Here is an 11,516-nt window from a genome sequence, read left to right on the forward strand (position 1 = left end):
GGCGACGTGGAGCGGCTGCGGGAGCGGGCCGCGCCCGCGAGTTCCGTCGTCGGCGGCGCGGGCGACGGTGGGAGTGGTGACGGCGGGGACGGGAGCGGCGAGGACCGGGTCGAGCTGCACTCGCTCGGGACGGGGCGTCGGGCCCGGGCCGCGCTCGCCGTGGGGACCGCGGCCGCGCTGGGTACGGCCGAGCGGTACGCCGTGCACTCGGCCATCGCCCTGCTCACGCTGACCACCGAGCGGTCCCGGTCGTTGTACGCCGCCGAGCAGCGAATCGGGGCCGCCGTGCTGCGGATGCTGCTGGCCGGGCAGCCGGATCACGCGCGCGGGGTCGCCGGGGACCTGTACGGGGGGCTGCTGGACGCGCCCTACCGGATGATCCTGGCCGAGGCCGCGTCGGCTTCCGCCGGGCGGGCCCGGGCTCGGGCCGGGGATGCGGAGGACGGCGGCGGGACCACGGTCAGCGCCGAGGCCGCCGCCGTTCTTGCCGAGGCCGGCGGTGATCTCGTGGGCGGGCTCGGTGAGGTCGTGGAGTCCGCCGCCGCCCGGTCCGGCGTGGGGGCGGTGCGCGAGCGCCGCGGCCAGGCCTCCAGGACCTGTCCGTCCGGAGGGCCTGCGGTCCGGCAGATCACCGCGTGGTGGATCAGGTTCTCCAGGACCACCGGACACCCCGTGAGGTCCGCGGCGGCCTGCACGAACTCCTCCGGGTCCGCTCCGCGCAGGGTGAGCGAGGTGAACAGCTCGCGCACCTGCTGGGCGCGGCGCAACAGCTCGCCCTGCGCGTCCAGGATCAGGGCGTGGACGGTCTGGGTGACCTCGATGAACCGCACCCCGCGCGCCAGCACGATCAGCGGCAGGTCCCTCTCCCGGCAGGCGGTGACCAGCTCCTGCGGCGCGTGCTGGTAGCGGCGCCCCAGCTCGACGACCAGCCCGGCCACGCCCACATCCGCCAACTGGTCGACATAGCCGCGCAGTTGGGTGGGATCGGCCGGGTGCGGCATGCCCGTGGTGAGGACGAGTTCGCCGCCCTCCAGGAAGGAGGCCGGGTCGAGCAGTTCGGTGACATGGACCCAGCGGACCCTGCGCGACAGCTGGTCCTCGCCTGCCGCGACCCGGGGCAGACCGGCGGCGATGACGGGCAGCCGCAGCACGTCCGCGACCGTGAGGAACGGCATGGGGACAGCTCCAGTCCGACGACGTGCCGACCGACCCGGCACGATGTCCGGACCACTCTGAGGGGTGAGACAGACCGACGCAAGGCCCGATTGCCCAGCTCAGCGCCGCGCCCCGCCCCGTAGGGGCGCGGGGAACGGCGCGAGCAACCACACCGGACTGACAGCCGCCGACGCACCACGCGTCCCGCGGCGAGAAGTCGGCCAGAACCGACGGGACGTGTCAGGGCCGCCGCGCGATGAGATCCGCGACGGTGGCGATGGGAGACGTGCGGGCCCGCCCGCCGGCTTCGTGCCGGTCCGCCCACCGGTAGGCGACGTACAGCCCGCGCACACCCAGCCAGCGCAGTGGTTCCGGCTCCCAGGTGCCGGGCCGGTGCCCGGTCCACGGCAGCCGGGTCAGCCGGGACTCGCGCCGGAGCACCAGATCGGTGAGGGTGCGGGCGGCGAGGTTGGTGGAGGTCACACCGTGTCCGACATAGCCACCGGCCCAGCCGAGCCCCGTGGCGCGGTCGAGGCCCACGGTGGCGGACCAGTCGCGGGGCACGGCGAGCACACCGCACCAGGCGTGGTCGACCCGGGCGCCGGCGGTCTGCGGCAGCATCCCGTAGAGCGTGTCGGTGAGCTGGCCGATGGTCCGGGCGTCCACCTGCCCCGCGTCGTCCGTGCGGGAGCCGAAGCGGTACGGGACGCCGCGGCCGCCGATCGCGATCCGGTCGTCCGGGGTGCGCTGCGCGTACATGTGCCCGTGTGCCGTGTCGCCCAGCGTCTCGCGGCCCGCCCAGCCGATCTCCTCCCACACCTCCTTCGGCAGTGGTTCGGTGGCGATCATCGAGCTGTTCATGGGCAGCCAGGCGCGGCGCAGCCCCTTGAACGAGGCCGTGAACCCCTCCGTCGCACGCAGGACGACGGGCGCGGTGACCGTGCCGTGAGCGGTGACCGCCCGGCCGGGCTCGATGGCCGTGACCGGGGACTTCTCGTAGAGGGTCACACCGAGCCGTTCGACGGTGTCGGCGAGCCCCTTGACCAGGGCCGCGGGCTGCAGCCGGGCGCAGTGCGGGGTCCAGGCCGCGGCCGTCATGCCGTCGACGCGGATGCGGTCCGCGGCCTCCTCCGGTGTGAGCATCACGGCGTCCGGCACGCCCCACTCGTGGTCGGCCTCGGTCTTGTGGCGCAGCCGCGTCGCCTGGGCGGGGGTGCGGGCCACCCGCAGGGTGCCGCCCTTGACGATGCCGGCGTCGATCTCCTCGCGCTCGGCCACGGCGACGATCTCGTCGACGGCCTCGTTCATCACGCGCTGGTAGTCGAGCACGGCATCCCGCCCGTACTGCTTCGCCAGTCGGTCGCGGGCGCCGGGCATCAGCCCCGACGCCCAGCCGCCGTTGCGGCCGGAGGCGCCGAACCCGGCGAACTCGGCCTCCAGGACGGTGATCCGCAGCGACGGGTCGGCCAGTTTGAGGTAGTACGCGGTCCACAGTCCGGTCAGTCCGGCGCCGACGATGCACACATCGGCGTCGCGGTCACCGGGCAACGCGGCGCGTGGGGTGGGCAGTTCGGCGAACCAGTGGGAGATCCGGCCGTTGACCGGGCCGGGCTGACCGAGCGTGGTGGCGCTCACGGGATGTCCTTTCACGGCGACTGGCCGAGGAGACGAGAGAACGAGGAGACGACGAAGGTCAGACGCCCAGCAGGGGAGGCAGCTCGGAGAGGTTGCTGATCTCCTCGTACGGCTGGTAGGCGGCCGACCCCGGGAAGCCGTACCGGTTCACCCAGATCCGCCGCATGCCCTCGTACCGCTTGGTCGGCATGATGTCGTACTCCCAGCCCTGCGCGGTGTGGATGATGTCCTCGGGGCCGCGCCCGGTGGCCTTCATCAGGTACTCGAAGGCCTGCGGCAGCGGCTTGTACGCTCCGGCCTGCTCGGCGGTGAGGACGTAGTCCCACTCCACGCCGAGCTCGTCGACGGCGTACGAGATGAGGTCGTCCTCGCTGTTGGAGAGGATGGCGATGTCGTACTCGCCCTTGAGGCGGCGCAGCGCGTCCGGGACCTCGCGGAACGGCGTGAACTTCTTGATGGCCTCGATCAGCGCCTCGCCGTCCTCGTCCCGGTACTCCAGACCGTGCAGCAGCATGACGTTGCGCAGGGTGCGGCGGACGACCTCGCGGTAGGGGCGGTAGTCGTCGACGACGCCCTGGAAGCGCATGACGTACGCGTCGTGGTGGAACTGGTCCGGGTCGACGGCGAACTCGGCCAGCCGGTCCTTGACGATCTCGTGCGTGGCGCTCCGGGTGTCGAAGTTGATGAGGGTCCGGTAGCAGTCGAAGCTGACGACCTTGCGCATGGAGTGAACTCCTCTGTGTGGGGCGGGGGTTGAGGTGTCTTGGAGGCGAGGCGGTGACGGGGTGAGCGGGTTCAGGAGCGGCTGCTGGCCTCGGTGAGGCCCAGGTCCTTGGTCTCGGGGGCGAGGAAGCAGGAGACGACGAGTCCCACCAGCGTGATCGCCACGGCGATGCCCAGGGTGCCGCGTACGCCCAGGTCCTCGGCGGCGATCGGCAGGAGGAACGTGGAGGTGGCGGAGCCCACGCGGCTCATCGCGGTGGCGATGCCCACGCCCGTGGCCCGCAGGTCGGTCGGGAACAGCTCGCTCGGGTAGACGAACTGCAGACCGCTGCCCGCCGCCTCGAAGAACTGGAAGGCGGCGAACAGGGCCACCACCACGAAGGCCCAGTGCAGCGGCAGGACCGCCAGCGCGATCAGCGAGACGTTGATGCACACGAAGCTGCTGATCAGGAGCGAGCGGCGGCCGATCCGGTTGACGACCACCAGGCCGAGCCCGATGCCCGCCACCGCGATGGTGGTGATCAGCGCGCTGGCACCGTACGTGCTCCCCACGCCGAACGCGGACAGCATCTGCGGCTGGAAGGAGCGGACCGCGAAGGCGGGCGAGACCTGACAGATCCAGAACACGGAACAGAAGACGACGGGGACGGTGTAGCCGCGTTTGAAGATCTCGACGAGATTGCCGAGCCCGGAGCCGCCGCGCTTCTCCTGGCGGCCCTCCGCGAGCAGCTCCTCGTCGCTCACCTCCTGGCCGAGGTGTTTGCGGACGACGGCCTTCGCCTCGTCCATGCGGCCGCGCGAGGCCAGCCAGCGCGGGGACTCGGGGATACCGGCCCGCATGAACAGGAAGATGAGCGCGGGGACCGTCCCGGAGGCCAGCATCCAGCGCCAGGAGTCGCCGCCGAGGCCCGTCAGCGCCCAGCCCACCCAGTAGCTCACGCCGTACCCCACCCACCAGGCGAGGACCAGGCCGGACAGGGCCGGGCCGCGCATCCGGCGGGGCACCAGCTCGGTGGTGAGGGCGGAGGCGATGGGGTAGTCGGCGCCGATCGCGATGCCGATGAGCAGCCGCAGCACCAGCAGCTGCCAGGCCTCGGTGACGAAGAACTGGAGCGCCGAGAAGACGACGAAGGTGGCCAGGTTGAGGACGTACATCAGATGACGGCCGACCCGGTCGGTGATCGGGCCGAAGACCGCGCCGCCGATGAACACGCCCACCAGGACGGAGGCGGCTATCAGGCCCGTCCACAGGGTGTCGAGGGCGAGTGCGGGCGTGATGAGGCCGAGGGCGACGCCCATCACTCCGAGCAGATAGCCGTCGCAGAAGGGGCCGCCCATGGCGACCACCATGATCCGGCGGTGGAAGGAACTGACGGGCGCGTCGTCGAGCGACGAGGCCCCGCCGGTGGTTGATGAGGTCAGGGACATGCTTGAGGCTCCTGGGGGGACGCGGGAAGTCGAGGGGGACGCGCGCCGGCAGGGCGACCGGGCGTAGGAGGCTTCGTACGTCAAGCATTGGAAAGCGGGGATGCGGGGATGCGGGAGATGCGGACGATATGCGGGGGATCCGCGGGATCTTTTTTTGAGGGGGAAAGGCGCACAGCGCTGTACGCGGTGCGGACCGGTCGTCACCGGGGTGGCCGGGCGAAGCGGTCCGGGGTTGGCCATCACCCTGGTTCAGCGTGGATCCACCGTCAATGAACATGGTGTTCTCTTGGGAGACGGCGGGTGGACAGTGTGTTCCGTGGCCGCCGACCGGTTGACACACCGTCCACAGCGGCCGCCCCGGCAGAACACCGTGGTCATTGACCCTTCCGCCACGCCCCCCGGAGGGTGGGAGCGGTACCTCGTACCAGCCGCCCCCGCACCGACTCACGCCGTGGGAGAACCGCCTTGGCTGACCGGCTCGTCGTCCTGCACCGCGGCATCCTGCCGCACAACGCCGCCGGCATCGAAAGCCTCGCGGACACGGTGTACGCCACCGAAGAGGAACTGCCGCACCTCCTGCCCGGCGCGGACGCCCTGCTCTGCTGGCACTCGATCACCCCGGCGGTCGAGGCGGCCTGGCCGGAGGACCCGTCGAGCGCACCGAACTGGGTGCACGTGGCCGCCGCCGGCGTCGACTCGCTGCTCTTCCCGGCCCTGGTCGACAACCCCCGGGTGGTGCTGACCAACTCGCGCGGCGTCTACGACCGGCCCATCGCCGAGTACGTGCTGGGTCTGATCCTGGCCCTCGCCAAGGACTTCCCGGGCACCTGGGAACACCAGCGGCGCCGCGAGTGGCGGCCCCGGGACAGCGAACGCATCGACGGACGGACCGTCCTCGTGTGGGGCACGGGCCCCATCGGCCGAGCCGTTGCCCGCATGCTCCGCGCCGTCGGCATGCGTGTGAGCGCCGTAGGACGTACGGAGTGCGCGGAGGACCCCGACTTCGGCACCGTGCACGCCCCCTCCGGGCTGCGCCCCGCCTGGCAGGGGCGGACTACGTGGTGCTCGCCGCTCCTCTCACGGCGGCCACCCGGGGCATGGTCGACGCGTCCGTGCGCGCGGCGATGAAGCCCGGCGCGCGGCTCGTGAACGTGGGCCGGGGCGGACTCGTCGACGAGGAGGCACTCGTCCGGCACCTCACCGACGGCCGCCTGGCCGGAGCGGCCCTGGACGTCTTCGCCCACGAGCCCCTGCCCGCCGCCTCACCCCTGTGGGACCTGCCCGGCGTCATCGTCTCCCCGCACACGGCCGGCGAAGTCACCGGCTGGCGCGCCGACCTCGCCGACCTGTTCCTCGACAACCTGACCCGCAGGGCCGAGGGAAGACGACTGCGCAACGTGGTCGACAAGGCGCACGGCTATGTGCGGGAGGAGCGGGTGGGGACGTCTCCGACGTGACCCGTTCTCGTGCCCTGTACGTGTCGTCGGACCGGGCGGCGGTGCGATTGGCGGCAACAGGCGAGGCACCACACGAGCACGGCTGCCGTCACCGCCGCCGTGCTTGTGTGGTGCCCCGGGTCGGCGTCAGCCGCGCTTCGGCGGTGTGTAGAAGTCGCCTTCGGACGTCCACACCCCGTCCTTCACGACCACGCGCTGCACGCTACGGGTGCCGAGGTGGTTGGACGGGCTGAAGTTCATGACCGGCGACACCCCCGTGTCCACCTTCGTCGCCTTCTCGTACGCCTTGCCGAGCGCGTCGGCCGTGACGGGCCCCTTGATGGTCTTCGCTATCTCCGCGAACACCTTCGCGTTGCTCCAGCCCCACAGCGCGAGGAATCCGGCGGTCTCGTCGGGCTCGTACTTGGCCATCGCGGTCCGGAACTCCTTGACCGCGGGGTCGGAGTCGGAGGGCGCCTTGACCAGTTGCACGGCCTTGAGGCCCTCGGCCGCGTCCTTGGCGAGGGAGACCGTCGACTCCGCGGCGACCGGCGCGTAGGCGTACGTGGGCAGCGACAGCCCTTGCAGCTTGGCCTCCTTCAGGAAGGCGGCGGCCTCGGGGGAAGTGAGGATCAGGATCACCGCCTGGGTCTTCGCGGCCTTCACCTTGCTGATCACGGGGGTGTAGTCGGTGGTCTGGTACTTGACCGTCAGCCGGTCGACCTCGACCGAGGGGTCCACCTTCTTCGCGACGGGCTCGACCTGCTTGGCCACGTTCACGAACGCGGCCGGGTCACTGTGTACGACGAGGATCTTCTTCGCGCCGTCCTGCACCGTCCACGCCGCGATCGCCGCGGCCTGGTCCTCGTAGAGGGTCTGGGTGCCGAACAGGCCGGGGCGCGGCGGCTTGTACCAGGACTCGTTGCCGCCCACCTCGTTGAGAACCGGAACCTTCGACTGATTGAGTACGAACGGGAAGGCCGCCTCCGCCTGGGAGGTGCCGTTCGCGTTCACGATGGCCACGACCTTGTCCTGGCCGACGAGTTCGCGTGCGATCTGCACGGTCTGCTGCGGATCGGCCGCGTTGTCCTTGACGGTCCACCGGACCTTGCGGCCGTTGATGCCCCCGGATGCGTTGATCATCTTGAAATACGCCTCGGCGCCGGCTTTCTGCGGCACACCGTACGAGGCGGTGGCGCCGGTCGTCGGGAGCCACGCCCCGATGTGGATCTCCGACGCGTTGCCGCCGGCTCCCGCGGAGTCCTGGTCGGCGCACGCGTTGGCGGTCAGCGCCACCACGGCCAGGACGGCCGTCGTTCCCGCGGCGCGGCGGAATTTTCTCATTGTCCGGAACACGGTCCACCTCGTTCACAACAGTTCACAACATGAGTTCAGTTTGTTTCACAGTCGAGCGGTGGTCGCGGCGGTCTCCCGGGCGCCGCTGAAGTACGCCGCTTCGGCGAGGGCGGCGAACGACGGGTCCCCGGGCCGCCCCTGAGCGGCGACCGACCCCTCGTGCAACACGGCCACCTCGTGGCAGACGGACATGGCACGGCTGAGCAACTGCTCCAGCAGAACGACCGTCAGGCCGTCGTGGGCCAGTCGCACCAGCCGGTCGTACACCTCGTCGACCAGCGCGGGCGCGAGCCCGAGTGCCGGCTCGTCGACGATCAGGACGTCGGGCTTGACGATCAGGGCACGGGCGATGGCGAGCATCTGCTGCTCCCCGCCCGACAGGCCGGCGGCCGGCACGGACATGCGGTCGCGCAGCCGCGGCGGCAGCCACTCGGTTGTCTCCGCGAGGCGTTCGCGCAGCGGGGCGCCGGTGATGCCCGCCGCGTAGGCCGCCACTTCGAGGTTCTCCCGCAGGGACAGCGTCTTGAACAGGGCCCGTCCCTCGGGCGCCAGACTGGTACGGACGGTCCCGCCCGTCTCTCTGCTCCCGCGCGCGGGCTTCAGTGAGCCGTGCAGGATCCCGGCGAGGGTGCTCTTCCCGGCGCCGTTGGCCCCGGCGATCCCGAGCACGACCCCCTCGCGTACGTCGAGGTCGACATCCCGCAGGGCGACCACGCCGCCGTAGCTGTGACCGACCCCGCTCAGCCGCAGCACGCTCCGCTCACCGACCCGCTCGGGCAGCTCCGCCCGGCCGCCGACGGTACCCAGGTACGACGACCGCACCTCGGGGTTGTCCAGCACGGTGTCCGGGGTGCCCTCGCCGATGGTGCGGCCGAAGTCGAAGGCCAGCACCCGGTGTGCGACGGAGAACAGGTCGTCGAGCACGTGGTCGATGACCAGCACGGCGGTGCCCTGGGCGTGCAGCCGCCTGATCTGCTGCGCCAGCAGTGCCCGTTCGCCGGCGTCCAGACCGCCGAACGGCTCGTCCAGCACCAGGAGTCTCGGTTCCTCAGCCATCGCACGGGCGAGGTCCAGGCGCTTCTGCAGCCCGAACGGCAGCTCTCCGGGCCGTCGGTCGGCCATGTCGGCGAGACCGACCGAGTCGAGCAGCCGCGCGACGTCGGCCCGGTCCCGGGCGGTGATCCAGCGGCGCGTGCACAGCACGTTCTCGGTGACAGTGAGTTCGGAGAACACCTCCGCGTGCTGGAAGGTGCGGCCGATCCCCAGCCGGCGCCGCGCGGTGGCCCGCGCCTTGAGCAGGGAACCGCCCGCGAAATCGACCGTCCCGCTCACCCGGCCGTTGCCGGTCAGGCCCGACACCGCGTTCAACAGGGTCGTCTTTCCCGCCCCGTTGGGCCCGATCACGGCCAGGACCTCGTCCTGCCGGAGCGACACCGATGCGTCCTCCAGTGCCTTCAGCCCGCCGTACGCGACCGACACGTGCTCCAGGCGCAGTACGACGGCGCCTTCACCTGTGGCCGCGGCCGTGGCCGGTTGCCGCGGTGCGAGGTCGGCGGCAGGGGCTGGCTTCGGGGGCGTGGGTGCCGGCCGTCGCCACACACGCCGGAGCACCGACCGCAGGGGCGCGCTGAGGAACGGCACCACTCCGCCGGGCAGGAACAGCAGCACCCCGACCAGCACGAGGCCCTGCACGACCGGCTGGGGGAGTCCCACGGCGGACGACAGCGAGGGGTTCCAGGTCAGATAGGCGCCGCCGGCCACCGCGCCGACGATGGTTCCGACCCCGCCCAGCACGCACGCCGCGATGAGCGCGATGCCGAGGTTGAGGGAGAACGGGTCCGGGCTGACGAAACCGGTGATGAGCCCGAGCAGTACACCCGCGAAGCTGGTGAACGCGGCGCTGACCGCGAACGCCAGCGCCGACTGCGCCTCGGGCGCGATGCCGATCGTGCGGGCGGCCAGGGGATGTGATTTCGCGGCCACCAGCCGCATCCGCAGTCCGGATGCGGCGGCCGGTACCGCCAGCGCGAGTACCACGGCCGCGGCGCCGACCGCGAGGTACTGGGACTCGGTGCTGCCGCCCGCGAGGGTGCCCAGGCCCAGGGAACTGCGCAGTTGGAGCACCGCGACACCCTGGTCGCCGCCGGTCACGCTGCTCCAGCGGTTGACCAGCTCCAGCGTCACCATGGTGAAGGCGAGCGTCAGCAGGGCGATGTAGAGCACGGAGAACCTGGCACCCGCGTACCCCAGGAAGGCGCCGAGGACGGTTCCGGTGACCACTGCTCCCAGGACCACCGTCTCCAGCGACCAGCCGTGACCGCTGCCGTACGCGGCGAAGTAGGCGCCGATGGCGAAGAACGCCGGGTGGCCCACCGACCAGATGCCGGACCAGCCGGCGAGCAGGCCGACGGACAGCACGACGACGGTGTAGATCGCGGCGAGCGCCACGGAGTACATCTGGTACGCCGGGATCGCGCCGGAGGCCATGAAGGCGATGAGCACCGCGCCGGCGGCCGGCCCGAGCGCGGCCTTCGCGAGGAGGGAACGGTTGAAGACCATGGATACGACCCCTCAGACCCGTTGGAAGGTGCGGGTGCCGAAGATGCCCTGAGGGCGGATCAGCAGCACGAGAACAGTGAACGAGAAGACGAAGGTGTCCCGGAGGCTGGCGGAGGCGTAGTTCGCCGCGAGGTTGTCCAGCACGCCGACGGTGAGTCCGCCGACGACAGCGCCGTACATGCTCGTCAGGCCGCCCAGGAAGATTCCGGCGAAGGCGCGGAACAGCGGTGCCACGAGCGCGGTCGGTACCAGGCCCGACCTCGGCGCGTACAGACACGCGGCGAGTGCGGCGAGGCCGAGGCCGAGTGCCCAGGCGATCCGGGCCAGGCGCTGTGCCCCCAGTCCGACGACGCGCGCGGTGTCCGCGGACTCGGCCACCGCGCGCATCGCGGAGCCGAGCGTGGTGCGGGCGAACAGATAGCCCACGACGGCCATCGCCACCGCGGCGACGGCGATCGTCACCAGGCTCTGGACCGGCAGTGCCGCGCCCGACCAGCTCACCGTGCCGTTGACCAGGTTGGGGAAGGACTTCGGTTCGTCGCCCCAGATCGAACTGGCCACGTTCTCGACCACCAGGGACACGCCCATCGTCACGACCAGCGCGGAGAACAGTTGTCCCTGGCCGAGCGGCCTGATCACGGTCTCGCGCACCAGCAGGCCCGCCACGACGGTGATGGTGACGGCCGCGACGATGCCGAGCACCGTCGCCACCCCCTGGTCCCGGAGCGAGACCGCCACGTAGAGGCCCAGGGTCGCCAGGGACGCCATCGCGAAGTTCACGACGTCCGTGGCTCGATAGATGATGACCAGGCCGAGTCCGATGAGGCCGTACACGGCTCCGCTGGCCACGCCGCTGACCAGGACCAGCAGAAACTGACTCACGGTCCCTCCTTCTTCGAAGAGCTTCGAGAAGCGCGTGCGGCGTGTTCGCGCCACGTGCTCGAAAGCCGGGTACGCGGTACTCGCCGCTTAGTAAAGTGAACTCAATTCAGTAAGCTAGGCACTCCGGTGCCGGACGGGCAAGACTCGTGCACGGGATTTGTCGGAGTGCGGGCGATCTGATGCCGGTCCGGCACGATCCGCCGGACAGGCCGGCAGGCCGGCAGGCCGGCAGGCAGACAGGTTCTAGCGCAGCGCGGCCCGCGCCGCCGCCAGGCCGAACACGAGCGCGGGGGCGAGGCCGCCCGCGTAGGCGCGCCGGTAGAGCCCGCCCGCGTCCGCACC

General features: G+C 71.4%; 8 protein-coding genes and 2 pseudogenes. 3 read left to right on the forward strand and 7 right to left on the reverse strand.

What is annotated here, in order from left to right:
• Positions 1–555, forward strand: a pseudogene (locus tag O3Q52_RS37910) (PucR family transcriptional regulator); the annotation flags it as partial.
• On the opposite strand, the pseudogene O3Q52_RS37915 reads toward O3Q52_RS37910, so the two are convergent.
• From O3Q52_RS37915 to O3Q52_RS37930, 4 genes and pseudogenes are all read right to left on the reverse strand, one after another.
• Positions 543–1,175: pseudogene (locus O3Q52_RS37915) on the reverse strand (PucR family transcriptional regulator ligand-binding domain-containing protein); the annotation flags it as partial. The pseudogenes O3Q52_RS37910 and O3Q52_RS37915 sit on opposite strands and share 13 nt — an antisense overlap.
• Positions 1,176–1,395: 220 nt before the next feature.
• On the reverse strand, positions 1,396–2,790 hold the full coding sequence (locus O3Q52_RS37920) for an FAD-binding oxidoreductase (protein ID WP_269653138.1): 1,395 nt from the start codon (positions 2,788–2,790) through the stop codon (positions 1,396–1,398).
• Between the two features lie 58 nt (positions 2,791–2,848).
• Positions 2,849–3,514, reverse strand: a complete 666-nt coding sequence (locus O3Q52_RS37925) for an HAD-IA family hydrolase (protein WP_269653139.1) — start codon at positions 3,512–3,514, stop codon at positions 2,849–2,851.
• A gap of 71 nt (positions 3,515–3,585) precedes the next feature.
• Entirely contained in the window at positions 3,586–4,941 is a 1,356-nt protein-coding gene (locus O3Q52_RS37930) for an MFS transporter (RefSeq protein WP_269653140.1), read from the reverse strand.
• Positions 4,942–5,406: 465 nt separating this feature from the next.
• Here O3Q52_RS37930 and O3Q52_RS37935 point away from each other — a divergent pair, with 465 nt between their 5' ends.
• Together O3Q52_RS37935 and O3Q52_RS37940 are read left to right on the forward strand one after the other, a co-directional pair.
• Positions 5,407–6,069 carry an NAD(P)-dependent oxidoreductase gene (locus O3Q52_RS37935; protein ID WP_269653141.1) on the forward strand — a complete coding sequence of 221 codons (663 nt, stop codon included), beginning with the start codon at positions 5,407–5,409 and terminating at the stop codon, positions 6,067–6,069.
• A complete protein-coding gene (locus O3Q52_RS37940) occupies positions 6,039–6,398 on the forward strand; it encodes an NAD(P)-dependent oxidoreductase (protein ID WP_269653142.1) in 360 nt (119 codons plus the stop codon). Before O3Q52_RS37935 ends, O3Q52_RS37940 begins: the two co-directional genes overlap by 31 nt.
• Before the next feature lie 126 nt (positions 6,399–6,524).
• Here O3Q52_RS37940 and O3Q52_RS37945 read toward each other — a convergent pair whose 3' ends face one another.
• The 3 genes from O3Q52_RS37945 to O3Q52_RS37955 are packed head-to-tail and all read right to left on the reverse strand — an operon-like array spanning position 6,525 to position 11,174.
• Positions 6,525–7,721, reverse strand: a complete 1,197-nt coding sequence (locus tag O3Q52_RS37945) for an ABC transporter substrate-binding protein (RefSeq protein WP_269653143.1) — start codon at positions 7,719–7,721, stop codon at positions 6,525–6,527.
• A 57-nt stretch (positions 7,722–7,778) separates the two neighbouring features.
• Complete coding sequence (locus O3Q52_RS37950; protein ID WP_269653144.1) at positions 7,779–10,292, reverse strand: ATP-binding cassette domain-containing protein; 2,514 nt, start codon at positions 10,290–10,292, stop codon at positions 7,779–7,781.
• Positions 10,293–10,304: 12 nt separating this feature from the next.
• A complete protein-coding gene (locus O3Q52_RS37955; RefSeq protein ID WP_269653145.1) occupies positions 10,305–11,174 on the reverse strand; it encodes a branched-chain amino acid ABC transporter permease in 870 nt (289 codons plus the stop codon).
• Positions 11,175–11,516 lie beyond the last annotated feature (342 nt).

It is taken from the genome of Streptomyces sp. ActVer, from assembly GCF_027270795.1.
Taxonomy (GTDB): domain Bacteria; phylum Actinomycetota; class Actinomycetes; order Streptomycetales; family Streptomycetaceae; genus Streptomyces; species Streptomyces umbrinus_A.